The organism is Marinobacter pelagius (assembly GCF_003315345.1).
GTDB lineage: Bacteria > Pseudomonadota > Gammaproteobacteria > Pseudomonadales > Oleiphilaceae > Marinobacter > Marinobacter pelagius_A.
This window is the reverse complement of record NZ_QNRO01000001.1, coordinates 133128-159718: the sequence shown is the minus strand read 5'-3', so window position 1 is coordinate 159718 and position 26591 is coordinate 133128. Positions and strand designations below refer to the sequence as shown.

Genomic DNA, 26591 nt, shown 5'->3' with positions numbered 1-26591 from the left:
GTTACTCGTGGATCTTGTTTTCCGGGATCTCGTAGCCGTTTTCAGTGAACCAGCGTGCTGCACCCGGGTGCCAGGGCAGAACGTTGTTCTTGGTGTAGTTCTGGGGAACAGTGGTTTTCGCAGCCTTGTGGATGGAGACCATCTTGTCGTTGTTCTCCATGGTGGTCTTGACCATTTCATAGACCAGGCTATCCGGCACGTCGCAGTTGGCGATAGCGAAGTTCCACATGGAGACCACCTGGGACGGCTTTTCCAGGGACTGATAAGTGCTGGCCGGAATGGTGAACTCGGACACCGGGAACGCTTCGGTGATCTTCTTGATCTCCGCGTCGGTCATACCGATGATGTTCACGTCGGTCTGCACTTCCAGCTGGCTCACGGCCGGGATCGGGATGCCGGCGGCAAAAGCCACCACGTCGATCAGGCCATCCTGGAGCTGGGTACCCAGATCGGACCAGCTGCCGTTACGACGCTCGAAATCCACGCCCAGGGTTTCCATCATCCGCGGGAAGTAGGTGTCGGAGGTGGAACCGGCCGGACCGAAACCGATGGTGGCACCGTCCGGAATGTCGTCGATGGAGGTGATGCCGGAACTGCTCAGGGTGGTTACCGAGAACGGAGTTTCGTACATCGGGAACATGGCACAGACGTTGTCCATGGCCATACCCGGCGCCAGCGGGCTATTGCCCTCCAGCGATTCACGGGCCGGCCCCATGGTGGTCAGGCCGAAGTTCAGGTCGCCGGTGTGTACCAGCGCCATGTTCTGCATCGGACCACCGGTAATCTCGGCACCACCGGAAATACCCAGGGTCTCGGCCATGTAGTTGGCCCATCCGGAACCGTAGGCGAAGTAAGTACCGCCCTGGCTCGCTGTACCGATGGTAAAGCTCTCGGGCCAGTCGGATTTGTCCTGGGCCATGGCCGGGCTGGCGATGGCGGCGGAGGCAACGGCTGCTGCCAGAATGGCTTGAATCTTCATAGAGGATGCTCCCCATATCATTTTGGTTGTCGGGTGCTTGACGCGACCGTCAACGGCCACGGTGAGCTTCTGTATCAGCAAGGACCGGACCAGTTTCGGAAAACACCTATAAAACAAGGTGTTATTGATCCGGCGCAGAACTGAGCGACTCAAGAATGTGTGGATACCCACCCATTACCGGGAGGCAATGGGTAGATGTCCACACCTGAGTGTAGACATTGAGTGGGAACTGGAGGGAGGTTTACGTAAACAGACTGCGCTTATTGCAACTTGATTGCCGGATACTCACTGCCGAGGCGCGCCCCCTAGCGAGGGGCGCGACGGTGCGGAAGCGGTAAGCGCGTCGTCTTGCATGTTTCAATCCACGCGCCCGCGAGGGGCGCGACTTGAGCTCCACCCCAAACGCCCCGATGCCTTCCGGGTTTCAATCCACGCGCCCGCGAGGGGCGCGACATGGCTCCCGCGCCAGTGCATCACCCTGAGCGAGTTTCAATCCACGCGCCCGCGAGGGGCGCGACATCTATGCCGAGAAGGACATCTACAGCGGCATCCGGTTTCAATCCACGCGCCCGCGAGGGGCGCGACTTGGCCGGGTCGGTGTTGTTGATCTCAAACTGATTGTTTCAATCCACGCGCCCGCGAGGGGCGCGACTCACGGCTTCGCCAACGCTGTTCACGCCCGAATAGTTTCAATCCACGCGCCCGCGAGGGGCGCGACCAGGTGAGTTACTAGCCTTGAATCACTTTCATAGTTTCAATCCACGCGCCCGCGAGGGGCGCGACCTTGTCATTGCGGGCGAAGCAGAGTTGCTGGCTGTTTCAATCCACGCGCCCGCGAGGGGCGCGACGGCGGGCATCGCCGACATGGTGGGCAACGTCTGGGTTTCAATCCACGCGCCCGCGAGGGGCGCGACCCTTTTGCTGTGTAAAACACAGTCATGTTGCCGCCTGTTTCAATCCACGCGCCCGCGAGGGGCGCGACGCACAACCACCGTGTAGTAGATGACGGCTCGCATGTTTCAATCCACGCGCCCGCGAGGGGCGCGACCCATGCTGTACCGAAAGCAGATGCACGATTATCAGTTTCAATCCACGCGCCCGCGAGGGGCGCGACTTACGCATCTAAGCACAGCATCCGGCATTGCCTGTTTCAATCCACGCGCCCGCGAGGGGCGCGACATGGTGGGCAATGTTTGGGAATGGCTGGTCGGTATGTTTCAATCCACGCGCCCGCGAGGGGCGCGACCTGCCGCCGAAGCCGACTGGGCAGCCGACTGGGCTGTTTCAATCCACGCGCCCGCGAGGGGCGCGACCCCGCACGCCCCATACCGGGTCGGTGAACTGGTAGTTTCAATCCACGCGCCCGCGAGGGGCGCGACCAATAGTTTCAGGGGGGAAACTTACATAAGGGAGTTTCAATCCACGCGCCCGCGAGGGGCGCGACGCATAGCGGGAGTATATCATATTACCCCCATGCTGTTTCAATCCACGCGCCCGCGAGGGGCGCGACCGCCCTATCCTAACCTACTGAAATCAAGCCAGCCATCTCTCAGGTTTCGCTGACGTAAACGGGTAATATCATTTCGTTGCTGCTCATCGGATGAGCAAATACAGAAAAGCCAGGCACCACACAGGTCCTGGCCTTTCGCTAACTTTCCCAGTTGTTAATGAGCACTGCCGGTTAGCGATCACAGAATCATCGCATCCCGGAAAATATCAGGAGCGGGCTTAGCTCCATGATGTTCAATCCGGTTCTTCCAGTTTTTGCCTAATTTATAGAATCGAAGGCTGTCTTTATCTTCTTCATAAATGTTCAGTAGTTCATCCCTGAAAAAGGTCCACTGGGCCGGATCAACCTCGCATTCAAAGACTGAATACTGAACACGCACCCCGTAATCAAGACAAACTTTTGCTACTCGCCTCAAGCGGCCCGGACCTTGCGGGTCTTCCATCGAGATGTCATAGGTAACCAATACCATCATTGCAAAGCTCTCCTATCGCACGACACAGGGCGGGTACCTTTCCAGATCCTTTCTGAGGTGGCGGGCAAGCAACATTGCCTGGATATGGGGGATTATTCCTATGGGCACTTTCTCTTTGAGGAAGGGATGCATCACTTCCTGCTGCTTCCGTTCCTGGTAACTGACCAGTACCGTTTTTCGAGCATCATCGGACATCCTGACGGCGCCGGAGGATTCAGTAACGAAATCAGTTGCTCTCAGTTGTTTCCGGTTTATAAGACTCAGTACAAGTCTATCCGCCAGCCACGGCCTGAATTCCTCAAGCAGATCCTGAGCCAAGCTGTCCCTGCCCGGGCGATCGGCATGCAAATAACCCACTTGAGGATCCAGGCCTACGCCGTTGAGTGCTGCGCTGATATCCTGGCCCAGAATCGAGTAGACAAATGACAACAATGCATTAACCGGGTCTCGGGGCGGCCTTCGGTTTCTTCCCGAGAACATGAATTCTTCACGAAAGTTCTCGTTTATGAGCTCTCCAAACACGGCAAAGTATTTTGCGGCCGCATCCCCTTCGATGCCTCTCAATGACTCGAGATTATCAACATACTTTGCCAACCGGATGGATGCCGCCAAATGCTTAACTGCCATCCCCAGTGACTCTGTTGCACCATGATTACGCTGATGCCTAAGGAGAACATTCCGGCATCCGACCAGCTTTGCGGCGACCGCAGAACGGGCAATTTCAAGGCTCGCTGATTCATCGGCGTTATATTGGGCGCGTCTCAGTAAAACGTTTCCCGATTTTTTTCCCTGAAGCCGGCCATAGAAGCGACCATATTCGGTAAAGAACGCCAGGTTCACGCCCTTCTCACCACAAAACCCCATTAAGGCCGGAGACACCAATACGTTGCCGAAGCAGAAAAGACCAGAGACCGAGTGAATTGGCACCTGCATCAGCTTTTTATGTTCATGCTCTATAACGACCGTTTCCCGCTCCTTATGCACATAAGAACCCTGACGGGTTATATACAGACTGTTCTGGAGCTTTTTCATTGCCTGTTCTCTTCATCGAATAGCGCGTCAACGTACCCAGCGCTCAGGTCGTTCCCAGATAATTTCGGATTACAAAGGTCGTATAACGAGCAGGAATCACATTTCTTTTCATAAGCCGCTTTGGGAGTATGTCCACTGGTGAGCAAGTCCCGCACTCCAGCAATTACAGAACGCGTCTCATCCCTTAGCTGTTCTGTAAATTCCACGTCATCCCGGTGGCGGACTTGCCAGTACCAGAGGGCGCCCGAACGAACAGGCCGGCCCTGCATCTCCTCGAGACAAAGTCCCTGGGCACAAAGCTGAATCCGGTCCCAACTATCCCGCTTGGGCTTACCTCTTTTGTACTCGACCGGCTTCATATTGCCGGTGGATAGCTCGATCTCCACAAGATCTAGCTTTCCGGTGATTCCAAGCCATTCTGCGCTTACCAATACACCACGCTCATAGCGAATACCTTTACGAGTCTCCGGCTCGCCCCGGTCTACGCGCTGATGCAACACCTTACCCTGCGCAGTGAGCCAGTTTTCGGCCCATACCTGTTCATTGTGTATCAGGGCACATTGCCGGGGGCAAAAGGCGTAATGCTGCAACGCGGATAGAGGAATGAGCTTTTCATCCTGCATGTACGGCTGGCCCCTCAGGCAGCGAACTGAATCACTTCTACCTCGTGGTTCTGCTTTATCGCTTCCTCTGCCATGTTCAGAATCTTTCCTGAAATGGCGTCATCGAGGTAATACTCACCACAGTTATCACACACTTCCGCGGGCACATTCTTGATAACAATGGTGGCCTCCCCACGCGTCATGGTCACGGTGGTAGTGCCAGGATGGGTTTCCCCATTTTTACAAATTGCGCATTTCATTCAGTTTCTCCTGGTTTTAAAGTCATCATTCCAGATTTCCGGCGATGGCACATAAGCGGTAATCACGTAACACTCACTGTTCTCCTGATTTTGTGCGAAGACAACATGAACGGGCCTGTCGTTTATCCACCCCAACCGCAACTCACTGGGGTAGGGTTTATCGTCAGGATAGCCTGTTATCGCTTCTCCGGTCTGGATAGTGAATATGACTTCATCCGTAGACAGCGATCTTTCGAACATACGCCTGAGCGCATGACCGCTGAACTTAACTGACGTACATTGTTTCATCCCTGAAACACTCTCCTTGATATCTATACTGAATGAGGCAAGCGGCTCCCCGCTAGTCCAGATACTTGATCAGCTCTACACCCTTGGGCAACTGATCCTCGTTGACTGTTACTTTGTAGTCGCTGAAATCTCTGGCAGGCCCTTCAGACTTCCTCCTAACGTCAACAAGCTCAAACAGCTTCCTGGCCGGCGCGTTACCAAGAGCCGAATCGTGTTTGAATACCAGCAATGCACAAGGTGACATTTCGCCCCTGCTGGCAGAGCGGTCATGGTCAAGCATGTTCACCAAAGAATCCCAGAACAGCTCCAGATCCTCTTCACCGAATCCGGTCTGCTTCGCCAGATTCGCCGAGATGAATCCATGGCAACGATACAGGCCATAGGGGATTGTAAACTTCCGCCCCATCGTTCGGTTGTCACCGCTCTGTGCCTCAGCTTCTTTCTCAGTCGTTACTGCCATTCTGGTAATACTGTGTTCGGCGCTGACAACGGGCTCGATACTCCGAGCAAAATTCATCTGAACAGGGCCCCGAACCTGACCGGTATTCACATCTGTAGACATGACGGCACCGAAAGTCCGGATATCAAAGAAGTTCTGACACATCCACTGGGTCACCTTCCTGGCATCCTCTTCTTTTTTGGGCAGTTTCTTTGACTCGTGCTTTAACTCCAGCGCCTCGTACGCCCGCAGGTTGTTCTTGTTAAGCACCGCCTTTTCTTTGATGTAGATCTCAAACGGAGGAGTTTCCTCCTTCACCATGCCGACGTAGTTCCGCACCTTGCGCTTAAGGCACACATCGGTCACTAATCCCTGTCCGGTCTCGGCATCCACCCGCGGCAGGTTGCCAGCATCGGGATCCCCATTGGGGTTGCCGTCTTTTACATCAAAAAGGTACACAAATTCATAACGGTTGTTCAGGCTCATACTTCGACTCCTTCTGACTCATCATGTGCTTGTTCTTTTGAATGCTTGGTAAAAAGTTCCTGGCGCTGGTGGTAGTAGCCAATGGCGAATAACCCCTGTTCTTCCAGGCTGAGGTGGGCGGGGAATTCGTTGATATCCGCGATGATCTTCGCAATACGCTTCTCGGCAACGACTCGTTGCCCCTGATAGGGCAGCTTTTTGAGGTGGTGGGCGTGTAATCGCATCAAGGTTCCGAAAACAGATTTAGGATTACAGCTGGCGCTACTGTAGTAACGATCCCGGATACCCGCGTTCAGTCCCGGATTGGCATCCGATTGTAGCTTTTCCAGCACGGCAAACAGGCATCCCAGGCGATAGCCAATACGCTTTTCCTCAGGGTTATAAGCCATGGTCACTTCCTCATTGGTGAGATTGTGATAACGATAAGAGCGGTTCAGGAAGGCTTTGATCAATCGCGCCCGATAGGGTGTCACCTCGCCCTGTTCGGCTTTGATGCGTTTGATGACGCCCTGCATAAGACTCGCCGGTAACGGCAATCCCATGAGAATTGCGCGCACTGTTTCTCCAACCAGATGGGGTGGCAGGTTTTCATCTTTTCCCAGCAATGCCGTTGAGCGAAGCAGAGGTTTCAACGGTGGGTAGTCCGCGTTTCTGCTGGCAATTGCGGTGTCCCGGCACCACTGGGCCAGCTGTGTGCTGAATTCCGCCACTGTGCCCACCTGCCAGAATCGAACAGCAATTCGGGCTGCGTTGGGAGAAAGCCCGAGCAGATAGAAGCGCTCGGTACCGGCACCCGCCAAAAAAGCGCCTGAATGAAGACTTTCAAAAAGCTGCCTGACCGCTCTGGTGCCACTATCCGGGTCATCCTTGGGCGTATCGTTGAAGAATGACTGCAAGTTGCTTTCGAGAAAATTCTCCCCGGTCGACCACCAGACCACCGATGTCTCATTCAACTGCAACCGCTGGGGACTGCTAGTACGCAGCAGTTGATTAAGAGCGGTGGTGTACTTGAAGGCGGCTTCCTCACCCACTGGCGCATTGTTGCCCTTATCCTTGCCCCAGGAATTGAACGAGTCGATATTGAAAGAAACAATGTTCGCGCCGGCCATCTGGGCTCCCCACACACCTTTTACAGCCGGGTGCAGCCGAGCAATCTTGGTTTTTTCGCCAGTAACCAGGCAAATGCCATCCTGGTTCTCATTGTCCAGGGGTTGCTCTGCAATCCATTGGCGAACAGCGGGTGACTGGCAGACGAGGTTATTGTCAGAACTCAACTGAAAGGTGAGATTGCACCCCGAGATCTTCAGGCATTCCTGAAATTCCGGTGCCTGTCGGGCTTTCTCTTTCTCGGCTTCGTCATGAAGAAATGCGTGAACGGCCTGCACGCCCTGATCATCCGGTATCTCTGTTCGAAGACGGTCTACCAGATGAACGAACGCCTCGTGCTGCTTACCGGCCATGTCGACTTCTTTAGAACTGGGCTCCGCACCTGGCTTGGAAACCTTTGGCTGTTCCAGCACATAGCCGAAATGATCCCAGAGGCAGTAGGCTGTTTCGTAAGATTTGGCACCACTGCGTTTTGCACCTTGTGGCACAGTGAATGCCTTGGCTACGGGCTTACCTTTCTCCTGAAACTCACGGGCATCCTTTAATTGAATAAACCTCCCTTCAGGACTGAGGACTATGACAAATGGAATTTCTTTCTCTTCAAAACCCACGGGGGGCAGCGGGCTTCCTGCTGATCTTTTCCGGTCGTAGTAATCACACAAAGCCTGAAGAATCATCCCCTCACCTCCAGGCTGTTGCGGTCAGGTACAGTTACTACTCCGCTCTCCATTTTTGCTCTAAAAAACAGTGGACGAGGTGAGGCCGGATCAGAGTAATCCAAGTCATACAGCATAAACCCGAGATCAGGTGAATCCTGAATCGGCTCAGGGCCATCGCTGGCATCGACTAAAGCAAAATCACAACTGAACTCACGGCATCCCAGATAGGGCTGATTGAAACACTGCCCCTTTTCAGCACGGCGACGGAACATATCAGCGAACTTGGCTGCTGAATCCTGCGGGCCGGCCTTATCCGTCATTTGAAACTCGGCATGAAGCCGGTACCGAACATCTTTCAGCAAAAGACTGGCGCGCTGTTGGCGCTGTTCGTCAACGTAGATTCCCAGATGCCCTTCACCACTGTTCATTGCCGACTTGGCCGTGCGCGTGGATACGATGGATTCCACTTCGTTGCGTCTCAGGTTCATCCATTTGATCGGATTTAATACCTCGATCTGCGTGACCTGCCATTGAATTGCCGGCTTCCAGAGAATGGCCTCAAAAATGGCTCTGGCTGCAGACGGGGTAATCACGTCATAGCTCACCCGCTCTACCTTCATCTCTGGTCTGGTGAAACACGCAAACTCTCCGCTAACTTCCAGGCAAAAGCCCATGAGCCCTCCTATATAACGGTTGATTCGGCGGGAATCAGGCTGTCCGGTGCCTGAACGCCCCAAATCGGGTGGTAATGGCTGTATTCAACAACAAACTTCCCGGCACGTTCATAGATCGCCCCCAAAACATGCAACTGCTTGGCGAGCGACTCCGGCAATGTGACGCTGTATCTCTGTAATTTCCGGTGAACCCATTTCTGGGAACCATCCTGCTCCAGCATCGCCAGCCACTGGTCGACAGGTGTTTCCTCATACTCTTCCGGGCAGAAAGGAACCACAACACCAACACCCCTATCATCAATCAGGCGGAACTTCTCTGCGGCTTCCCGGAACTGAATGCCCAAGGGTGCGTCCGGGGAACTCTCGGCTTTCAGAAGCTTACAGATTCCGTGTTTGTCGCGGTCACCTTGAGTATTGAGGTCGGTAAAAAATGCTTGTATTGCCTGCGGACTAAGCGGTTCATTCAACTGACCACTCCTGAGTAGCTTGAGGGTTACCTGTGCGGCTTGTCTCAGGAAACCGGGAGGCGGTAATTGCTCTGGCTGGAACACCACGACACGACCCCGATCAGCCATCCGCCCTTCACGGTTGCAGCGCCCGGCCGCCTGAGCGATGGAATCCAGGCCCGCCATGGCCCGGTAAACCACCGGGAAATCGACATCCACACCGGCCTCAATCAGCTGAGTGCTGACTACTCGCAGAGGCATTTCAGATCCGCCCCTCCGCTCGGACAGTTTGTGCCGAATCTCCGCCAGGATCCGGGATCGATGCTCCGCGCACATATTGGCGGACAGGTGGTAGGTATCGCTCCCTTCGGGCAGCAGATCATAGAGCGTTCTCGCGTCCTGACGCTTGTTCACGACCACCAGGACACAGTCCTCTTGTGATAACTGTTCGGCCAGCGATTCCCAGGAAGTCGTCTCATCCGGATTGGGCGGCATCTCAATATCCACCCGCTTTAGCTGCCCAGCGAGTTCTGCCGGATCCGGGATGATTTCACGGATATTATCGAGACCGGTGTGGAGCACTCCACCAAACGCATCAAGCTGCTTCCCAAGATCCGGTTGCGTAGCCGTACACAGCACCCAGGTCACCCCAAAATGATCGCTCATCTGCTGCATTACCCGGGTTATGGGTTCGTGAAAATCACGAGGAATTTGCTGGGCCTCATCCAGAATCACAATGCTGTTCACCAAGTTATGCAGTTTCCTGCAACGGCTGGTTCTGCTGGCAAACAGGGATTCGAACAACTGGACGTTCGTGGTGACAATTAGCGGCGCATCCCAGTTCTCCGCCGCCAACCTGGATCCGGCTCTCTCGGAACCGGGGTCAACATCCAGACTGCTATGGTGTTCCAGTACAGCTTCCTCGCCCAGAAATTCCCGAAATACGGCAGCGTTCTGTTCAATGATGCTAGTGAACGGGATGGCATAGATAACTCGCAACTTACCGTGCTTTCTGGCATGTTCCAGCGCAAATCCCAGACTGGCGAGTGTCTTTCCACCACCGGTGGGAACCGTCAGGCCGAATATTCCCGATGGCTCGGGAGCACTCCGTTGGCAAGCATCGAAGATCGCCTTACGAGTACAATTCAAAGAGGTATCGTCTGACGCCTTCTGCAACCGACTCATCCGTTCAAAAAACACTGGATGAAGTTCAGACAGTTTCGGCAATCGACCTCGCTGGTTCACCCGCTCCGGCGCCATGTAACTCTCGGTATCGAGAAAATCGGCATCCACCAGGCAGGAAAACAACAGTCGCATCCAGAGGCTGATTGAGTCAGTGCTCCTTGCCTGATAGGGAACTTCCGGCTGGTCCGCTCTGAGCAGATATTCAGGTATCCGCGCCGCCATGGCTTCGGAATACTCCGGTCCTGCCTCCTGCAAGCGAAATTGCAGCGAGCCACGGTTGCCCGACCAGTCCGGCAATCCTGCATGGTGCCCTGCAATCAAATAAGCAATGATGTAACCGGGCACCGAGGGCCACTGGTTGATCGCATGGACCGCACCTGCCGTCGAGTGTGTAACCCTTTGCGGGTTTTCCACGTGAGCGTTCTCACGCTCAAACCCGGATGCGTCACGAATGTATTCCTGAAAGGCCCCACGATACTTTCCGAGGTCATGCCAAAGTCCGGCTGCTACCCCCCAGCCAGCAGACTGAAACTCATCAGCCCTTGTGCCACTGAGCTTGGCCACTTTCTGCAAGTGCTCTTCCAGGCTGTGCGGCTCCAGCCAATTTCCGGAACGGTCATCCAGCTTGACGTGGGCCACATAATCGCGATTATGCATTTCACTCCTTCGGGGCTTTCCTTGGACATTTCCTGGCAGCCTAAAGGGCTTACTGCCCCAAAGAACGCACCACTGTCGAAATTATCAGTACTTATCCGCCATCTTCTGTATCCTCCGCACAATTTCACTTCGGAGCTCTGGCGGCCCGATCACTTTTACATCCGGCCCGTAACGCAAAACCTCCATCACCAGTTCCCGTTCATCGGAGTACGGCACTTTCAAGTGGTAGCCATCATCCCAGTGTTCTCCAATCTGATCGGGGTGCCAGATTTCATCCGCAACCCATTCCGCCGCATGGCGTGAGAACCTGAGGTGTGCGGTGCCCTTCGGACCGCCGCCGAAAATTCCGAAGCTGGCGTAGGCAAACCCGTCCAGCTCTTCGGTCACTCGTTGCACTGATGGGGTATCCTCCACTCGGGGTTCGGAAATACGGTCCAGGGAAAACAGGCGAAGGGCGTCGGCTGTGCGGCATTCCGCCAGCAAATACCAATTCGAGCGATAATGCAGTAACCGCTGAGGGTCTGCCTGGCGATGACTGATGTCCCCGCTGCTACGTGCCCTGTAAGAGAAACTCAGTCGTTTGCCGGCGAGTGTGGCTTCGGCCACCGGATCAAAGATCTGAGGCGCGGCCATGCGTGATTGGATCGGCTGGATATGGATGCGCTCGCTGATGCGTTCAGCGTCGTGTCCCGATTCGCCCAGCAGGTGACGAATCTTGTCCTTCAGTGGCGCCAGCCGACTGGTGATCATTCCGGGCTGCACGTTTTCCAGCAACTGTTCACACGCCAGCAGCGCATAGAGTTCAGCCGGGTTCATCCAGAACCCTGGCAGTTCGAATTCAGGGGAATCAGGCGCATATTGATGGCCGTTATGTTCCCGACAGTATTCAATGGGCGCGCCGAGAGAGTCTCTCAGAAACTCAAAATCCCGGGTAACCGTGTTTCGACTGGCTTCAAGCGCTTCCATAAAGACGCGCATTGGCACCGGACGGCGGGCATTGCGGAGGATATCGTGGATTTTGTAGATGCGGTCAAAACGGCTCACTCGCAATCCTTGCAGTTTTTCGTTATCAACCCCTCAACGTTAGCTAAGTATTTATGCGATTGCTACCCGCCCTATAAGAGTCACCACCGCCCCTGAAGCGTGGCAACAATCCGGCGACTGCCGGCCCGGTCCCGGTGTTCGCAGAGATAGATGCCCTGCCAGGTGCCGAGGGCAAGATGGCCCCGGGATACCGGCAGAGTGAGCGATGGGCCGATCAAAATGCTCTTGATGTGGGCCGGCATATCGTCCGGCCCCTCCATTACATGCTCATAGTGGGGCGCATTCTCCGGCACTATGACATTGAAGTGGCGCTCCAGATCCCCGCGCACATCCGGGTCGGCGTTCTCGTTGACCGCCAGGGAGGCCGAGGTGTGCTGGATAAACAGGTGCAGCAAACCCATCTCGCAGTTAGCCAGGCTCGGAGCCTGCGCCAGCACCTCGTTGGTGACCAGATGGAACCCCCGCTGAAGCGGGGCCAGTTCAATGATGGTTTGATCCCAGATCATGGTAACTCCCGAGTTCCGGCTTATTTCTGCAGTTCGTCCCAGGGATGGACCGGCACCACCGCCTCACTGACCTCGGCTTCGAAGGAGCTGCGGAAATAGTCCATCGCCTTCTCGGCTTCGCTGAGTTCGTCGAAGCGGGCAATGTGGTAAATGGCCTCGCCCTCGTTCACCAGCGGCAGGTTGTTCACACAGATCACAATGCCGGAGCAGGGAGAGGTCACCGCCTCCTCGGTCTCGCCGAAGGGATCGGCCACCATGGCGAGCTTCTGGCCCTTGCGCACCTTCTGCCCGAGACGGGCCACCGGGCGCATGATGCCGTCAATGTCCGCCCTCACCCACTGGGAGTTGGCAGCGGTTTCCGAGCGCTTTCTCGGAGCCTTGGGCCCCTTCTTCGCCGGCACCATTTCCAGCTCCCGCATGACCCGGATCACGCCCTTGACCCCGCTGGTGATAACCACGTCATCAAAGCGCAGGGCTTCTCCGCCCTCGAAGGTGATGACCGGAATATCCTGGGAATCGGCATAGGCCCGCAAGCTGCCCTCGCGGAGACTGGCGTTGATGATGATCGGCGCACCGAAGGCTTCGGCCATGCGCACGGTTTCCGGGTTCTTCAGCTCTGCGCGGATCTGGGGGAGGTTGAACCGGTGGATGGCGCCGGTGTGCAGGTCAATGATGTGCGTAACCCGCTCCATGATCTGGGTGCGCAGCAGGTAGGCAATCCTGCCGCCCAGCGAACCGCTCTCACTTCCGGGGAAACACCGGTTCAGATCCCTTCGATCCGGCAGGTATCGGGTGCGCTGGACAAAGCCAAAGATATTAACGATCGGCACTGCCACCAGCGTACCGCGCAGGTGCCGCAGCGCCGAATTGGTCAGTACGCGACGAACAATCTCCACCCCATTGATCTCGTCACCATGGATGGCGCCACACACCATCAGCACCGGCCCCTCTCGCCGGCCATGCACCACTTCCACCGGAATATGGAGCGGCGTGTGGGTGTAAAGCTTGGCGACCGGAACCTCGACGGTTTCCCGTGTACCCGCCTTGATCTGGGTGCCCGCAATCTCGAACGGTGCCCGCGCCATCCGCGCCATGCTTCAGCCCCTTCCCTTGGTTCTGGTTTTCCAGGGCTTCTGGTTCTTTTCGGTCCAGTTGATGATCATGCCCGCCACATTCTTGCCGGTAGCATTCTCGATACCTTCCAGACCCGGCGATGAATTCACCTCCATGACCAGCGGACCACGACTGGAGCGCAACAGATCGACGCCGGCCACGTTCAGGCCCATGGACTTGGCCGCCATGATCGCCGTGCGGCGTTCTTCCGGCGTGATGCGCACCAGAGAGGCGGTGCCACCGCGGTGCAAGTTGGAACGGAATTCCCCTTCCGCGCCCTGGCGCTTCATGGCGGCAATCACCTTGTCACCAATAACAAAGCAGCGAATGTCGGCACCGCCGGCTTCCTTGATGAACTCCTGAACCAGAATGTCGGCCTTCAGGCCCATAAACGCCTCGATGACACTCTCTGCAGCCTTACGGGTTTCCGCCAGCACCACCCCGATACCCTGGGTACCCTGCAACAGCTTGATCACCACCGGCGCGCCACCCACCATTTTCAACAGCTCAGGCACGTTATCGGGCTTGTTGGCAAAACCGGTGACCGGCATACCGACACCCTTGCGGGCGAGCAGTTGCAGCGAGCGCAACTTGTCCCGGCTGCGGGTGATTGCCACCGACTCATTCACCGGAAACACGCCCATCATCTCGAACTGGCGCAACACCGCCGTACCATAGAAGGTTACCGACGCCCCGATACGCGGGATAACCACATCGAAACCCTCAAGGATTTCCTCGTGGTAACTGATCTGGGGCTTGGCGGAGGTGATGTTCATGGAACAGTGCAGGCAGTCGATAACCCGCACTTCATGGCCGCGATTGATGCCCTCCTCCACCAGGCGCCTGGTGGAGTAGAGGTTCTTGTTCCGCGACAGTACAGCTATTCTCATTTCTCGGTCCTTATAACCGGCTCACCGGCAAGATAGGAAGCTTCAGGAAACACCACCGAACGACCGGCCATGGCTGTGCGCCCCAGTAACATGCGAAATCTCATGGAATCCCGGTTGGTGAGTGTCATTTCAATGGGCCAACTCTGATCACCCACCACCACTGTGGTTTCAATCACCAAACGCAATTCACGGTGGCCTCCGGAATCGGATACGTCGCGCTCATCCAGTACGCGGGCATCGCACTCCACTACATGGTGCAGGTCGTTCTGGACCGGATGCACCCAGAACCGGACCCGTCGCTCGCCGTTCTCGGTATAGGGCTCGGTCCTGAACGTATGCAGGCAGGAGGTGCGTGCACCCGTGTCCACCTTGGCCTTGATGCGGGAGATATCCAGATCCGGCAGTGCGACCCACTCCCGCCAACCGAGGCTGACCCTGTTATCCACCGGTGTTGGCTGAATCGCATGGCGCACATCATTTGGTTTTTTCGGCATCCGGTAAGTCCCTTTTTTCTTTAGGCAAATCAGACTTAACTATAATCCAAACCTGCCACCCCGGCGAATATCCAACTCGGTGATTTCATTGCAACAGGGACCGTGATTACCCTTACAGGAGCGTTCCCGAAGGACAGAATACCCAATGGCACAACTGATCTGGTTCAAAAACGACCTCCGCACCGCCGACAATCCGGCACTTACCGCCGCCTGCAAAACAGACGACACCGTCCGCGCCTGCTACATCCTGACACCGGATCAATGGCGCGAACACGACTGGTCGCCGGCCCGGGTCCGGTTCGTGATAGAACACGCCAACGATCTGGCCCAAACCCTGGCACGCCTCGGCATCCCGATGACCTTCCTGTACGGGAACCGGTTCGACGACAGCCTCGACCTCCTGCTCGCCCACTGCCATGAACACAACGTCACACGAATCCACATTAACGAAGAATACGGCATCAACGAGCGCCGCCGGGACAAGGCCCTGAAACAGCGCCTCGCCGACCAGCCGGTTGAACTGTGTAAATACCGTGACCAGACCGTCGCCCCCGTGGGCGACATCCGCACCGGACAAGGTGACCCCTACTCGGTTTTCACCCCCTTCGCCCGCCGCTGGCGCAGCTGGATCGAGGAAAACTCACCCCAACTGTTCCCGATTCCCGCCGCCCGGGGCGATGCGCTCAAACCAGATCGGATTGAAGGCGTACCGGAAGGATTCGGCGACGCGCCGCCAGCCCTGGTGAAAACCGGCGAGGACGCCGCCCATGACCAGCTCGAAAATTTCCTGCAGGAACGGGTCGGCGCGTACAAGGACCAGCGCGATTTTCCCGCCGTCGACGGTACCAGCCAGCTGTCACCCTACCTGGCCAACGGCGTCCTCTCGGGCCGCCAGTGCCTGCTGGCCGCACGACAAGCCCAGGGAGATGGCGGCAACCAGGAAGGACTGGCTACCTGGACCAACGAAATCGCCTGGCGGGACTTCTACATCCACATCCTCTACCACTACCCACGGGTCAGCATGCACCGGGCATTCAAGCCGGAAACCGAAGCTCTCGAATGGAACACGCCCGGAGACAAGTTCGAGGCCTGGAAGGAAGGGCGTACCGGCATCCCCATCGTCGACGCCGCCATGCGACAACTTAACGAAACCGGCTGGATGCACAACCGACTGCGCATGGTCACCGCCATGTTCCTAACCAAGAACCTGTTCATCGATTGGCGCCTGGGCGAGGCTTACTTCATGTCAAAACTGGTGGACGGCTTCCTGGCCTCCAACAACGGCGGCTGGCAATGGAGCGCCTCCACCGGCACCGACGCGGCTCCCTACTTCCGGGTTTTCAACCCGGTGACCCAAAGCGAACGCTTCGATCCGGACGGCGACTTTATCCGGCAATGGGTGCCGGAACTGGCAAAACTGGATGGAAAACGCATCCACGATCCCTGTGCAAAGGGGGGCGTTATTCCGAAAGGGTATCCAAGGCCGATTGTTGACCTCAAGGAAAGCAGAAAAGAGGCGATCGCAAAGTTTCAGGCACTGAAGAACTAACTCACAGGCCAGAGGCAGGGTTGGGGAAAGTCTGTCCAAAACTGTGCGGAGCCAGGGATGGCGGAGCTCAAGCGCCACAGGGATGTGCCGCCAGGAGCGTGTTTTGGAGAGACCTTTCCCAACCCTGCCCACCCGGGACTAGACAGAACAGACCGGACAATCCGGATCCCGAGCCAGTTTCATCTCGCGCCACTGCATCTCCCAGGCATCAAGCAACAGCAACCGGCCAACCAATGGCTTGCCTACGCCCGTGATCACCTTGATCGCCTCCATGGCCTGGGCCGAACCAATCATGCCCACCAGCGGCGCAATCACCCCGGCCTGGGAACAGGTCAGATCCTCATTACCCTGCTCCGGATAGAGACAGTGATAACAGGGGCTACTCTCAACCCGCCGGTCATACACCGACAACTGCCCCTCGCCACGAATCGCCGCACCGGAAACCAGCGGCACTCTCGCTGCCACACAGGCCCGGTTCAGGGTAAAGCGGGTATGGAAATTGTCACTGCAATCCACCACCAGGCTCGCTTCCTCCACCCATCGGGCCAGCTCCTCGCCATCCAGCCGGGCCTTCAGGGCGGTCACCGACACCAGCGGATTGATCCTCCGAATCCGATCCGCCAGGCTCTCCGCCTTGGAATCCCCCAGCTGGCTCTGGTCAAAGCCAATCTGGCGCTGGAGATTGGCCAGCTCGATATCGTCATCATCCACCAGTGTCAGGTGGCCAACCCCCGCAGCCCCGAGGTAAAGGGCCACCGGGCAGCCGAGACCGCCGGCGCCAATCACCAGCACCCGCGCGGATTTGAGTTTCTCCTGCCCGGCAATATCAAACCTGGGCATCAGAATCTGTCGACTGTAGCGCAGCAGCTCCTCGTCACTGAGCATACCCGCCTCCCCTTCTTGTCATGACTTGTTATCAGGATTGCCCGGCCAGCGGCCGAGCGTCATACGGTCACGTTGGCCGTAATCCTGCCGGCTTTCCACTGACTCGAAACCCCGGGCCCGGAATAATGCCTGCACGGCCGCGGCCTGATCATAACCGTGCTCCACCAGCAGCCAGCCTTTGCCAGCGAGCCAGTCCGGCGCCCGGGTCACAATTTCGCGAATATCGTCCAGACCATCAACACCCGATACCAGGGCCGAGCCCGGCTCAAAACGCACGTCCCCCTCGCCCAGGTGGTGGTCGCCTTCCTTTATATAGGGAGGGTTGGACACAATCAGATCAAAGCTGCCCGGGGGCAGATCGTCAAACCAGTGGCTTCTAACCACCGAAACGGCAAGCCCGAGCGCCCGGGCATTCTCGCTCGCCAGTGCGACGGCTTCTTCCACGGTGTCACAGGCGCTGACCTGCCAACCTGAGTGCTCCGAGGCCAGTGCCAGGGCAATGGCGCCGGTTCCGGTGCCCAGATCCAGCACCCGTGCCTTGGCAGGTAATGGTAACGAAAGCGCAACCTCCACCAGGCACTCGGTATCCGGCCGGGGGATCAGCGTGGAAGGGCTGACTTTCAGTGGCAGGGACCAGAACTCCTGGTGCCCCAGCAGGTAGGCGATCGGTTTGCCGGCAACCCGCTCGGTCACCAGGGCCTCGAATGCCTCCAGCTGTGCCGGTTCAACCACCCGCTCCGGCCAGGCCCGGAAGCTGGTCCGGCCCAGACCGGTAACATGGCTGAGTAGAAGTTCGGCATCGAGACGCGGAGTGTCACTGGCAATCCGGCGTGAGGCGTCACGAATCAGGGTTTCGCAGGTCAGTGAGGGGTTACTGGTCATCGGCAAGTGCGGCCAGCAACTCGGCCTGGTGTTCCTGCTGGAGGGGAACGATCACTGCGTCCAGGTCACCGGCAATCACCTCGTCCAGCTTATAGAGAGTGAGGTTGATGCGGTGGTCGGTCACCCGCCCCTGGGGGAAGTTATAAGTGCGGATGCGCTCGGAACGGTCGCCGCTGCCCACCAGACTTTTGCGGGTCTCTGCCCGGGCTTTCTGCTGGCGCTCGATTTCCGCGTTCTGCAGCCGGGACGCAAGCAGACTCATGGCCTTGGCCCGGTTCTTGTGCTGGGAACGCTCTTCCTGGCACTCCACCACGATCCCAGTGGGTAGATGGGTAATCCGGATCGCCGAATCCGTCTTGTTGACGTGCTGTCCGCCGGCTCCGGAGGCACGGAAGGTATCCACCCGCAGGTCACCCTTGTTGATCTCAACAGCCTCGGCCTCGTCGGCCTCAGGCATGACCGCCACGGTGCAGGCGGAGGTGTGGATTCGACCCTGGGATTCGGTCTCGGGAACCCGCTGCACCCGATGGGCCCCGGATTCAAACTTCAGCGCACCGTAGACACCATCGCCACTGACCCGGGCAACCACCTCCTTGAATCCGCCATGCTCCCCTTCACTCTCGCTCAGCATCTCCACCTGCCAGCGGCGGCGCTCAGCGTAGCGGGAGTACATGCGGAACAGGTCCCCGGCAAAGATCGCCGCTTCATCGCCACCGGTGCCGGCACGGATCTCAAGAAAAGCGCTCTTCCGATCGTTCGGGTCTTTCGGCAGCATCAGGTGCTGGAGCTCCTCGTCCAGCTCCTCGCTTTTCTGGCGGGCGCTCTTTAGCTCCTCTTCCGCCATCTCGCGCATGTCGGCATCGCCATCGTTCGCCAGCTCCTCGGCGGCTTCAATGTCTTCCAGGGACTGCTGCCAGGCCTGGAAGCAATGAACCACTGGTTCGATCTCGGCAAATTCCCGGGACAGGTCCCGGAACTTGTCCTGATTGCCAATGACGGAAGAGTCGCTCAACAACGCGCTGACCTCCTCGAAGCGGTCAACCAGCTGTTCGAGGCGGGACTGAATGGATGGCTTCATAGTTTTTCCGGTGTGGTGGCGGCGTCCGCTTCCAGGGCATCGAGCTGGTGCAGCTCTCGCAGCCACTCGGTAACCTCCGTACGGCCCTCGGTGGTGGCCCTGCGAACCTGTACGGACGGTTCATGCAAAAGTTTGTTGGTGAGGCCCCGGGCCAGGCTGCGAAGCACTGTTTCCGGATCGCTGCCGTTGCGCAGGGCGCGCAGGGCTTTTTCTGTCTCCACATCCCTCAGGGTCTCGGCACGCTGACGGAACTGTTTGAGGGTGGAGACCGCATCCAGCGCCCTGAGCTGATTCAGGAATGCCTGAACCCCGTCGGTGACCAGGTTCTCCGCTTCTCGGGCGGCACCCTCGCGGGAACGGATATTCTCCTCAATCACCTGCCGCAGGTCGTCCACCGTGTACAGGTAGACATCCGCCAGGGAGGCCACTTCCGGTTCGATATCCCGGGGTACTGCAATATCCACCATGAAATATGGGCGGTGCTTGCGCTTCTTCAGCGCCCGCTCCACGGCACCTTTCCCCAGGATGGGCAACGGGCTGGCCGTGGAGGAAATGATGATATCGACATCAGGGAGATAGTCGGGAATCTCGGACAAGACAATGCCCTTGCCGCCATGGGCTTCCGCCAGAGACTGGGCGCGTTCCAGGGTACGATTGGCAACCACAAAGTCCTTCACGCCCGCCTCGGAGAGGTGCTGGGCCACCAGCTCGATGGTCTTGCCTGCACCGATCAGCAACGCACGATTGCGGGACAGGTCGGAGAAGATGTGGTGTGCCATGCTCACCGCGGCATAGGCCACGGATACCGGGTTCTCGCCAATCGCGGTCTGGGTACGCACCCGCTTGGCCACCGAGAAAGTCTGCTCGAACATGCGCGAGAGAAACGAGCCGCTGGCGCCGTGCTTGCGGGCCAGGGCGTAGGCATCTTTCAGCTGGCCGAAGATCTGGGGCTCGCCCAGCACCATGGAATCGAGGCCGGCAGCAACCCGCATGACATGGCGAACCGCATCCGCATCCCGATGGACATAGACCGCCTCCTCCAGCTCACCCGCATCCAGGTTGTGAAACCCGGCCAGCCAGCGCAGCACCAGAGGCGCGCAGTCATCATCCCCGGCAAGATACAGTTCCGTCCGGTTACAGGTGGAGAGGATCGCCGCCTCGCTGGCCCCGGAGGCAACACGGAGCTCGGCAAACGCCTCTTCCATGCGCTCAGGAGTGAACGCTATCCGCTCCCGGAGCTCCACGGGCGCAGTGCGATGATTGATTCCCAGCGTTACCAGTGCCATTTCGAGCGAAAAAACCCCATGCCTATAAAGGATATATTGCCGACATTTTAACTGTCACCGCCCTGACCTGCCACCCGAAAGCCGCCAATCTTCGGCAAGTGCGGACAGGTTGGGCAAGATCAGATGCTTATGCCATTATAGGGGCTCGGTAAAGGCCGGGACCCGATCTGCCTCAAGTTCAGGTCATTCTGATGTGTCGTTGACAAGTAACGGGAAGTTGCATGCACAAATCCGCACCGTTTTTGGCCACCTGTCTGATGGGCGCCACCCTCACTGCTCTTTCTGGCTGCGCCAGCCTGTCCGGATCAGAGGAGCAGGCCGCCTCGCAGCAGCCCGAAACGCCCCGAGCCGAGCCGGCAGAACAGCAGATCGAGTACTCGGATTTCGAACCCGAGGTACTCTACCTCCTGCTAAGCGGCGAAATAGCCGCCCAACGAGGCCGTTACGACGTTACCCTGGTTCATTATCTCAAGGCGGCAAAGCTATCCCGTGACGAGGGCGTTATTGAGCGGGCCATGCGCATAGCCCAGTCCCTGAACGGTGATAATGCACAGACCCAACTGGCCGAACTCTGGCTCGAAGTAAACCCGGACAGTACGCAGGCGCACCGGGTTTCCGCCATTCAGGCGGTAAAACGCAATGACCTGAAAACCGCCCTCGGCCACATGGAAACCATCATGGACCAGGGCGGTGACGCAGACTTCGACAGCCTGGCAGTCATCGCCGGCAACATGCCGCCGGAGCAACAACAGGAACTGCTGGCTCTTTATCAACAACTGGCCGAGCGCCATCCGGACACGCCCGAACTGGAATACAGCATCGCCCTGCTGATGAAAGTGTCCGGCCAGCCCCGTGATGCCCTTGCCCGCCTGGAGCCTTTGCTGGAAAAACACGAAAACTTCCAGCCGGCAATCGTGCTGAAGGGCGACCTGCTGTACGAGACCGGCGAAAAACGCCAGGCCCTGGACTACATGATGGTGAACACACGCCGGTTTCCCGCGAATCGGCAGATGGGCACGCTGTACGGACGAATGCTGATCAATGAAGGCGAACTGCAAGCCGCGCAGGATGAGTTCAACCGGCTGGTCAAGCGCTACCCCGAGGTTCCCGGCCTGCGGCTTTCCCATGCCCTGGTCGCCCTGGAAAATGACCAGCCTGATCTGGCGCGCAGGGAACTGACTCGCCTGGTCGAGCAAGGCCACCATACCAACGAAGCCAATTACTACCTGGGCCGCATCGAGGACCAGGCCGGCAATACCGAGCAGGCGATCGGTTACTATCAGAGCGTGGAACAGGGCAATTATTACTTCCCGGCCCTGGCGCGCTCGAGCGCGCTTCTGGCGCAGGAAGGACAGTTAACGGAAGCCCTCGAGCATATCCGTAGCATGCGGGAAGCGCACCCCAAGCAAGCCGAAAACTTCTGGCTGCTGGAGGTAAATCTGTTGCTGGATGAGAACCGGCAACAACGGGCACTCGAAACCGCCACCGAGGCTCTGGATCAGTTCCCCGACAATGTCGAGGTGCGGTACGCCCGGGCCATGCTCTACGATACCCTGGACCAGCCGGACAAAGCCGAGACCGATCTGCGCCAGATCATCGAAGCGGAGCCGGACAACGCAGTTGCGCTGAATGCACTGGGTTACATCCTGACAACCCGCACGGATCGCCTGCAGGAGGCCCGCACCTACATTGAGCGGGCCCTGCGCCTGGACCCGGAAAATCCTGCCATCCTCGACAGCATGGGCTGGGTCCTGTTCCGGGAGGGACAGCTCCAACCCGCCCTGGAATACCTGAAAAAGGCGTGGCAAGCCTACCCGGACCCGGAAGTGGCCGCCCACTATGGCGAGGCCCTGTGGATGGCCGGAGAGGAAGAACAGGCCCGGATCGTCTGGAAGGAAGGGCTGGACCAGGATCCGGACCACGAGATCCTGCGCGAAACCATCCAGCGGCTGACCGGTAACGGAGACCAGTAATGGCCGCTGGAGCCAGACTTGTCACGGCCCTGATCCTGCTCGCCCTGCTGCAAGCCTGCACCACCATTCAACTGGAACCCTTACCGGAGGGCATGACCGACCAGCCCCCCCCCGGCTGGGCCGAAAGAACCCGCCAGCTGAGCCAGTTCGACCAATGGGAACTTTCCGGCAAACTGGCAGTTCGCCAACCCGCGGACAGCGGCACGGCCCTGATCAACCGCTGGATCCAGGATGGCGAAGCCTACGACCTGGCTCTCTCTTCCTCCTTCCTGGGCATGGGCAGCACCTCGCTGAAAGGGGTTCCCGGATTCATCGAGCTCACCCTGCCCAACGGCGACAGTTACCGCTCCAGTGAACCGGAGGAACTGGTCGAGGCCGCCACCGGCTGGCAGCTCCCCATCGACAACCTGGTGTGGTGGATCCGCGGCCTGCCTGCACCGGGCGGCGATTTCCGGCTCCTGTTCGACGAACAGAACCAGCTGGCCATCATCCACCAGGCCGGCTGGGAAATCCGTTACGATCGCTGGCAGGACTTCCTGGCCGGCTATCCCGAACTGCCCGCCCGGATTACCGCACTCAAAGGCGAGAAGCGGGTCCGGATGGTGATCGGCCAATGGCGCGATCTCGGGAAAGAGCAATGAACACTTCGATTACCCTGCCCTCGCCGGCCAAGCTCAACCTTTTCCTGCATATTGTCGGTCGCCGGCCTGACGGCTACCACGAGCTCCAGACCCTGTTTCAGTTCCTGGACTACGGTGATGACATCACCTTCACCCTGACGCCCGACCAGCCTGGCGCTCGCCTGGCAGAACCGGTGCCAGGGGTCGCGGATGAGGACAACCTCATTATCCGGGCCGCCCGGGCCCTGGCGGCCCGCGCCAGGACCACCCTGCCCGGAGTCACCATCAGTCTGGTCAAGCGCCTGCCCATGGGCGGCGGGCTCGGCGGCGGCAGTTCGAACGCCGCCACCACCCTGCTGGGGCTCAATTATCTGTGGCAGATGAATCTCAGCCTGGATGAACTGGCAGAGATCGGCCTGGACCTTGGAGCCGATGTACCGGTATTCGTCCGGGGCCATGCCGCCTTTGGCGAAGGTGTGGGTGAAAAGCTCACACCGGTGAGTCCGCCGGAGGACTGGTTCGTTGTGCTCAAGCCGGCTTGCGACATCAACACCGGAAAGATTTTTTCCGAAGAAGGGTTGACAAGGGACACCCCAAAAATCAAAATAGCGCCCGCTTTTGAGGGAGACGCCTCGAGGTACCGAAACGACTGTGAGGATGTAGTTCGTAAACTGTATCCGGAGGTTAACCAGAGCCTGGAATGGCTTTCACAATTCGGACCTGCAAGATTAACCGGAACCGGGGCTTGCATTTTTGGACGTTTCCCGACAGAATCCGCAGCCCGGATTATCTGGGAAAGCAAACCCTCCGGCATCACGGGGTTCGTAGCTAAAGGGGTGAACATATCGCCTCTTCACCAAAAGCTGACAGAGCTAAAATGATGCCAAAAAAGCACGATACTGGGGTGTCGCCAAGTGGTAAGGCAACGGGTTTTGATCCCGTCATGCGCAGGTTCGAATCCTGCCACCCCAGCCACCTTTCTCCCGCTTCTTCTGAATCAAACGCCGATACTGAGAAGGATGCTGTCGTGTCCAAACTGATGATCTTCGCTGGCAATGCCAATCCGGCTCTTGCCCAGGATATTGCCAAGAAACTTCACATTCCCATGGGTCAGGCCACTGTAGGCCGTTTCAGCGACGGGGAAACCACCGTCGAGATCAATGAGAATGTCCGGGGCCATGATGTTTTCATCATCCAGCCCACCTGCTACCCCACCAACGATAATCTGATGGAACTGATCGTGATGGCTGACGCCCTGCGTCGCGCCTCTGCCACACGTATCACCGCGGTTATCCCGTATTACGGCTACGCTCGCCAGGATCGCCGTGTCCGCTCCAGCCGGGTAGCCATCAGCGCCAAGGTCGTTGCCGACATGATCTCCAGCATCGGCGTGGATCGTGTTCTGACCGTGGACCTGCACGCAGACCAGATTCAGGGGTTCTTCGACATCCCGGTGGACAACATTTACGCCACCCCGGTGATGCTCGAGGACATCGAGAAGCAACGTTTCGAAAATTTTGTCGTGGTGTCCCCGGACGTGGGCGGCGTGGTTCGCGCCCGTGCCGTGGCCAAGCGCCTGGATGATGCAGATCTGGCAATCATCGACAAGCGTCGTCCGAAGGCGAACGTCTCCCAGGTCATGCACATCATCGGTGATGTGAAAGACAAGACCTGCATCCTCGTTGACGACATCATCGACACTGCCGGCACCCTGTGCAAGGCGGCCAACGCCCTGAAAGAACATGGTGCAGCCAAGGTTATTGCCTACATCACCCACCCCGTTCTGTCCGGACCGGCCATTGACAACATCAATGCCTCCCAGCTGGATGAACTGGTGGTATGCGACACCATTCCGGTGGATGACAAAGTCCAGAATTGTGATAGAATCCGCGTCCTCCCCATGGCAGGGCTGCTCGCCGAGTCCATTCGACGCGTGAGCAACGAAGAGTCCATCAGCGCCATGTTCGAGAACGTCTGAGCCGGCCAGGTGCCATAAGCTCAGGCTAAAAAGGCAGTTTTCGGGTCGGGAGCCCCAACGGGCTCCCGACTCTTTTCGTCAGTCGGGGAAAACCCCGGCTTCATCAGAAACATCATCTGTTCCGAGCCTGGTCGCGGGCCGTTCAGGTGACGATTGAGGTAAGAACCATGTCTCAGGAATTCGTAATTGAAGCATTTCCTCGTGACGACCAGGGGAAAGGTGCGAGCCGCCGCCTGCGTCGCGAGGAGCGTAAAATCCCGGCCATCATCTACGGTGGCGGAAAAGACGCTACTCCGGTTGCCATCTGGCACAACGAGCTGAAAAAGGCCCTGGAAAACGAAGCGTTCTTCTCTCACGTTCTGACCGTTGAACTGAACGGCAAGAAAGAGAGCGTGATCCTGAAGGACCTGCAGCGTCATCCGTACAAGCCTATCCTGACCCACGCCGACTTCCTGCGCGTCGACAAGGACCACGAGATCCACGTTAACGTGCCGCTGCACTTCGTTAACGAAGAAACCGCTCCGGCAATCAAACTGCATGGCGGCGTTGCTAACCACCAGATCAACGAAGTGGAAGTGATCTGTCTGCCGCAGAACCTGCCCGAGTTCATCGAAGTCGACATGACTACTGTCGAGATGGACCAGGTAGTTCACCTGAGCGACCTGAAACTGCCGGAAGGTGTCAAGATCGCCGCTCTGTTGCAGGGCGAAGATCACGACCTGCCGGTTGTGGCTATCCACAAGCCGCGCGGCGCCAAGGTTGACGAAGCCGAGGAAGGTGAAGAAGGCGAAGAAGGCGGCGAGGAGTAATCACTCCGGGGGGCAACGGCGAATGGCACAGGATATTGTCATGGTGGTCGGACTGGGTAATCCTGGTCCCGACTACGAGAATACCCGCCACAACGCCGGCGCCCTGTTCGTCGAAGCGCTGGCCCGCGATGCGGGCCAGACGCTCCGCCCCGAAAGAAAATACCACGGGCTCTACGCCCGCATTCAGTGGCAGGGACTTGACCTGCATTTGCTGAACCCCTCCACGTTCATGAACCGCAGCGGCCTTGCGATAAAGGCATTGGCGGACTTCTTCAAGATTCCCCCCGAAAAGATCCTGGTCGCCCACGATGAGCTCGACCTGCCCCCCGGTACCGCCAAACTCAAGAAAGGTGGCGGCCACGGTGGTCACAACGGCCTGCGCGACACCATTGCCCACCTGGGCACCAACAGCTTTCAGCGCCTTCGTCTCGGCATCGGCCACCCCGGCGACAGCCGCAAGGTGACCGGCTATGTGCTCGGCCGGCTGGGCAAGCAGGAAACCGAACAGCTCAACGCCGTGTTTGATGAGATCATGCGCGTACTCCCGGATGCCGCCAACGGCAAACTGGCAGCAGCCATGAACCGGCTGCACAGCTTCAAACCCGGCCCCTGATCAAGGCACAACCCCTTACTCGCACCCATACCGATACACCGGTATAATCCGCCACAAATTTTTCAGTACCAGCAG

Annotated in this window: 26 protein-coding genes, 1 tRNA gene and 1 CRISPR repeat array; of the genes, 8 read left to right on the top strand and 19 right to left on the bottom strand. The window is 57.9% G+C overall.

Going from position 1 to position 26591, the window contains the following annotated elements:
• Nucleotide 1: 1 nt before the first annotated feature.
• The 15 genes from DET50_RS00800 to DET50_RS00730 form a co-directional block, all read right to left on the bottom strand.
• On the bottom strand, nt 2–979 hold the full coding sequence (locus DET50_RS00800) for a TAXI family TRAP transporter solute-binding subunit (RefSeq protein WP_113861001.1): 978 nt from the start codon (nt 977–979) through the stop codon (nt 2–4).
• A 354-nt stretch (nt 980–1333) separates the two neighbouring features.
• Nucleotides 1334–2489: direct repeats of the CRISPR family, unit length 32 nt; unit sequence GTTTCAATCCACGCGCCCGCGAGGGGCGCGAC.
• 178 nt (nt 2490–2667) lie between these two features.
• Nucleotides 2668–2961: a CRISPR-associated endonuclease Cas2 gene (gene cas2, locus DET50_RS00795; RefSeq protein ID WP_113861000.1), complete on the bottom strand. Its 294-nt coding sequence runs from the start codon at nt 2959–2961 to the stop codon at nt 2668–2670.
• Nucleotides 2962–2973: 12 nt separating this feature from the next.
• Complete coding sequence (gene cas1c, locus DET50_RS00790) at nt 2974–3993, bottom strand: type I-C CRISPR-associated endonuclease Cas1c (RefSeq protein WP_113860999.1); 1020 nt, start codon at nt 3991–3993, stop codon at nt 2974–2976.
• Entirely contained in the window at nt 3990–4616 is a 627-nt protein-coding gene (gene cas4, locus DET50_RS00785; protein WP_113860998.1) for a CRISPR-associated protein Cas4, read from the bottom strand. Before cas4 ends, cas1c begins: the two co-directional genes overlap by 4 nt.
• A gap of 14 nt (nt 4617–4630) precedes the next feature.
• The gene (locus DET50_RS00780) at nt 4631–4855 is read right to left on the bottom strand and encodes a type II toxin-antitoxin system MqsA family antitoxin (protein ID WP_113860997.1); all 225 of its coding nucleotides are present in this window, start codon (nt 4853–4855) and stop codon (nt 4631–4633) included.
• Nucleotides 4856–5143: a DUF4258 domain-containing protein gene (locus DET50_RS19760; RefSeq protein ID WP_113860996.1), complete on the bottom strand. Its 288-nt coding sequence runs from the start codon at nt 5141–5143 to the stop codon at nt 4856–4858.
• A gap of 52 nt (nt 5144–5195) precedes the next feature.
• Nucleotides 5196–6068 carry a type I-C CRISPR-associated protein Cas7/Csd2 gene (gene cas7c / locus DET50_RS00770; protein ID WP_113860995.1) on the bottom strand — a complete coding sequence of 291 codons (873 nt, stop codon included), beginning with the start codon at nt 6066–6068 and terminating at the stop codon, nt 5196–5198.
• A complete protein-coding gene (gene cas8c, locus DET50_RS00765; protein WP_113860994.1) occupies nt 6065–7852 on the bottom strand; it encodes a type I-C CRISPR-associated protein Cas8c/Csd1 in 1788 nt (595 codons plus the stop codon). Before cas8c ends, cas7c begins: the two co-directional genes overlap by 4 nt.
• The gene (gene cas5c, locus DET50_RS00760) at nt 7849–8508 is read right to left on the bottom strand and encodes a type I-C CRISPR-associated protein Cas5c (protein ID WP_113860993.1); all 660 of its coding nucleotides are present in this window, start codon (nt 8506–8508) and stop codon (nt 7849–7851) included. Before cas5c ends, cas8c begins: the two co-directional genes overlap by 4 nt.
• A gap of 8 nt (nt 8509–8516) precedes the next feature.
• Nucleotides 8517–10712 (bottom strand): CRISPR-associated helicase Cas3', encoded by a 2196-nt coding sequence (gene cas3 / locus DET50_RS00755; RefSeq protein WP_258546013.1) that lies wholly within the window; start codon nt 10710–10712, stop codon nt 8517–8519.
• Between the two features lie 168 nt (nt 10713–10880).
• The gene (locus DET50_RS00750) at nt 10881–11840 is read right to left on the bottom strand and encodes a helix-turn-helix transcriptional regulator (protein ID WP_113860991.1); all 960 of its coding nucleotides are present in this window, start codon (nt 11838–11840) and stop codon (nt 10881–10883) included.
• A gap of 80 nt (nt 11841–11920) precedes the next feature.
• Nucleotides 11921–12346: a secondary thiamine-phosphate synthase enzyme YjbQ gene (locus DET50_RS00745; protein WP_113860990.1), complete on the bottom strand. Its 426-nt coding sequence runs from the start codon at nt 12344–12346 to the stop codon at nt 11921–11923.
• A 20-nt stretch (nt 12347–12366) separates the two neighbouring features.
• Nucleotides 12367–13431 carry a succinylglutamate desuccinylase/aspartoacylase family protein gene (locus DET50_RS00740; RefSeq protein ID WP_113861242.1) on the bottom strand — a complete coding sequence of 355 codons (1065 nt, stop codon included), beginning with the start codon at nt 13429–13431 and terminating at the stop codon, nt 12367–12369.
• A 12-nt stretch (nt 13432–13443) separates the two neighbouring features.
• Nucleotides 13444–14349, bottom strand: coding sequence for a 30S ribosomal protein S6--L-glutamate ligase (gene rimK / locus DET50_RS00735; RefSeq protein ID WP_113860989.1), 906 nt, complete (start codon nt 14347–14349; stop codon nt 13444–13446).
• Nucleotides 14346–14843, bottom strand: coding sequence for an ATP-dependent zinc protease family protein (locus DET50_RS00730; protein ID WP_113860988.1), 498 nt, complete (start codon nt 14841–14843; stop codon nt 14346–14348). The genes rimK and DET50_RS00730 overlap by 4 nt, the downstream gene beginning before the upstream one ends.
• 145 nt (nt 14844–14988) lie before the next feature.
• Here DET50_RS00730 and phrB point away from each other — a divergent pair, with 145 nt between their 5' ends.
• The gene (gene phrB, locus DET50_RS00725) at nt 14989–16392 is read left to right on the top strand and encodes a deoxyribodipyrimidine photo-lyase (RefSeq protein WP_113860987.1); all 1404 of its coding nucleotides are present in this window, start codon (nt 14989–14991) and stop codon (nt 16390–16392) included.
• 138 nt (nt 16393–16530) lie between these two features.
• On the opposite strand, the gene DET50_RS00720 is transcribed toward phrB, so the two are convergent.
• From DET50_RS00720 to hemA, 4 genes are read right to left on the bottom strand one after another with little or no spacing between them, the layout of a single operon-like run.
• Nucleotides 16531–17277, bottom strand: coding sequence for a molybdopterin-synthase adenylyltransferase MoeB (locus DET50_RS00720; protein ID WP_113860986.1), 747 nt, complete (start codon nt 17275–17277; stop codon nt 16531–16533).
• A gap of 18 nt (nt 17278–17295) precedes the next feature.
• Nucleotides 17296–18159: a peptide chain release factor N(5)-glutamine methyltransferase gene (gene prmC, locus DET50_RS00715; protein ID WP_113860985.1), complete on the bottom strand. Its 864-nt coding sequence runs from the start codon at nt 18157–18159 to the stop codon at nt 17296–17298.
• Complete coding sequence (prfA, locus tag DET50_RS00710) at nt 18149–19237, bottom strand: peptide chain release factor 1 (protein ID WP_113860984.1); 1089 nt, start codon at nt 19235–19237, stop codon at nt 18149–18151. Before prfA ends, prmC begins: the two co-directional genes overlap by 11 nt.
• On the bottom strand, nt 19234–20523 hold the full coding sequence (hemA, locus tag DET50_RS00705; protein WP_113860983.1) for a glutamyl-tRNA reductase: 1290 nt from the start codon (nt 20521–20523) through the stop codon (nt 19234–19236). The genes prfA and hemA overlap by 4 nt, the downstream gene beginning before the upstream one ends.
• 221 nt (nt 20524–20744) lie before the next feature.
• On the opposite strand from hemA, the gene DET50_RS00700 reads away from it, so the two are divergent.
• The 7 genes from DET50_RS00700 (at nt 20745) to pth (ending at nt 26516) form a co-directional block, all read left to right on the top strand.
• The gene (locus DET50_RS00700) at nt 20745–22496 is read left to right on the top strand and encodes a tetratricopeptide repeat protein (protein WP_113860982.1); all 1752 of its coding nucleotides are present in this window, start codon (nt 20745–20747) and stop codon (nt 22494–22496) included.
• Complete coding sequence (gene lolB / locus DET50_RS00695; RefSeq protein WP_113860981.1) at nt 22496–23137, top strand: lipoprotein insertase outer membrane protein LolB; 642 nt, start codon at nt 22496–22498, stop codon at nt 23135–23137. Before DET50_RS00700 ends, lolB begins: the two co-directional genes overlap by 1 nt.
• The gene (gene ispE / locus DET50_RS00690; RefSeq protein WP_113860980.1) at nt 23134–23997 is read left to right on the top strand and encodes a 4-(cytidine 5'-diphospho)-2-C-methyl-D-erythritol kinase; all 864 of its coding nucleotides are present in this window, start codon (nt 23134–23136) and stop codon (nt 23995–23997) included. The genes lolB and ispE overlap by 4 nt, the downstream gene beginning before the upstream one ends.
• Before the next feature lie 19 nt (nt 23998–24016).
• A tRNA-Gln gene (locus tag DET50_RS00685) sits at nt 24017–24091 on the top strand.
• A 52-nt stretch (nt 24092–24143) separates the two neighbouring features.
• Nucleotides 24144–25094 (top strand): ribose-phosphate diphosphokinase, encoded by a 951-nt coding sequence (locus DET50_RS00680; RefSeq protein ID WP_113860979.1) that lies wholly within the window; start codon nt 24144–24146, stop codon nt 25092–25094.
• Between the two features lie 167 nt (nt 25095–25261).
• Nucleotides 25262–25903: a 50S ribosomal protein L25/general stress protein Ctc gene (locus DET50_RS00675; RefSeq protein WP_113860978.1), complete on the top strand. Its 642-nt coding sequence runs from the start codon at nt 25262–25264 to the stop codon at nt 25901–25903.
• 22 nt (nt 25904–25925) lie between these two features.
• Entirely contained in the window at nt 25926–26516 is a 591-nt protein-coding gene (gene pth, locus DET50_RS00670) for an aminoacyl-tRNA hydrolase (protein WP_113860977.1), read from the top strand.
• Nucleotides 26517–26591 lie beyond the last annotated feature (75 nt).

What these genes read in the sequence shown, in the direction of transcription:
- cas7c (WP_113860995.1), bottom strand. Translation starts at nt 6,068, where the DNA reads ATGAGCCTGAACAACCGTTATGAATTTGTGTACCTTTTTGATGTAAAA.
- DET50_RS00780 (WP_113860997.1), bottom strand. Translation starts at nt 4,855, where the DNA reads ATGAAATGCGCAATTTGTAAAAATGGGGAAACCCATCCTGGCACTACC.
- DET50_RS00675 (WP_113860978.1), top strand. Translation starts at nt 25,262, where the DNA reads ATGTCTCAGGAATTCGTAATTGAAGCATTTCCTCGTGACGACCAGGGG.
- cas5c (WP_113860993.1), bottom strand. Translation starts at nt 8,508, where the DNA reads ATGGGCTTTTGCCTGGAAGTTAGCGGAGAGTTTGCGTGTTTCACCAGA.
- DET50_RS00745 (WP_113860990.1), bottom strand. Translation starts at nt 12,346, where the DNA reads ATGATCTGGGATCAAACCATCATTGAACTGGCCCCGCTTCAGCGGGGG.
- rimK (WP_113860989.1), bottom strand. Translation starts at nt 14,349, where the DNA reads ATGAGAATAGCTGTACTGTCGCGGAACAAGAACCTCTACTCCACCAGG.
- prmC (WP_113860985.1), bottom strand. Translation starts at nt 18,159, where the DNA reads ATGACCAGTAACCCCTCACTGACCTGCGAAACCCTGATTCGTGACGCC.
- cas1c (WP_113860999.1), bottom strand. Translation starts at nt 3,993, where the DNA reads ATGAAAAAGCTCCAGAACAGTCTGTATATAACCCGTCAGGGTTCTTAT.
- DET50_RS00800 (WP_113861001.1), bottom strand. Translation starts at nt 979, where the DNA reads ATGAAGATTCAAGCCATTCTGGCAGCAGCCGTTGCCTCCGCCGCCATC.
- cas8c (WP_113860994.1), bottom strand. Translation starts at nt 7,852, where the DNA reads ATGATTCTTCAGGCTTTGTGTGATTACTACGACCGGAAAAGATCAGCA.
- ispE (WP_113860980.1), top strand. Translation starts at nt 23,134, where the DNA reads ATGAACACTTCGATTACCCTGCCCTCGCCGGCCAAGCTCAACCTTTTC.
- DET50_RS00700 (WP_113860982.1), top strand. Translation starts at nt 20,745, where the DNA reads ATGCACAAATCCGCACCGTTTTTGGCCACCTGTCTGATGGGCGCCACC.
- pth (WP_113860977.1), top strand. Translation starts at nt 25,926, where the DNA reads ATGGCACAGGATATTGTCATGGTGGTCGGACTGGGTAATCCTGGTCCC.
- hemA (WP_113860983.1), bottom strand. Translation starts at nt 20,523, where the DNA reads ATGGCACTGGTAACGCTGGGAATCAATCATCGCACTGCGCCCGTGGAG.
- DET50_RS19760 (WP_113860996.1), bottom strand. Translation starts at nt 5,143, where the DNA reads ATGAAACAATGTACGTCAGTTAAGTTCAGCGGTCATGCGCTCAGGCGT.
- DET50_RS00740 (WP_113861242.1), bottom strand. Translation starts at nt 13,431, where the DNA reads ATGGCGCGGGCACCGTTCGAGATTGCGGGCACCCAGATCAAGGCGGGT.
- phrB (WP_113860987.1), top strand. Translation starts at nt 14,989, where the DNA reads ATGGCACAACTGATCTGGTTCAAAAACGACCTCCGCACCGCCGACAAT.
- lolB (WP_113860981.1), top strand. Translation starts at nt 22,496, where the DNA reads ATGGCCGCTGGAGCCAGACTTGTCACGGCCCTGATCCTGCTCGCCCTG.
- cas2 (WP_113861000.1), bottom strand. Translation starts at nt 2,961, where the DNA reads ATGATGGTATTGGTTACCTATGACATCTCGATGGAAGACCCGCAAGGT.
- DET50_RS00720 (WP_113860986.1), bottom strand. Translation starts at nt 17,277, where the DNA reads ATGCTCAGTGACGAGGAGCTGCTGCGCTACAGTCGACAGATTCTGATG.
- cas4 (WP_113860998.1), bottom strand. Translation starts at nt 4,616, where the DNA reads ATGCAGGATGAAAAGCTCATTCCTCTATCCGCGTTGCAGCATTACGCC.
- prfA (WP_113860984.1), bottom strand. Translation starts at nt 19,237, where the DNA reads ATGAAGCCATCCATTCAGTCCCGCCTCGAACAGCTGGTTGACCGCTTC.
- DET50_RS00730 (WP_113860988.1), bottom strand. Translation starts at nt 14,843, where the DNA reads ATGCCGAAAAAACCAAATGATGTGCGCCATGCGATTCAGCCAACACCG.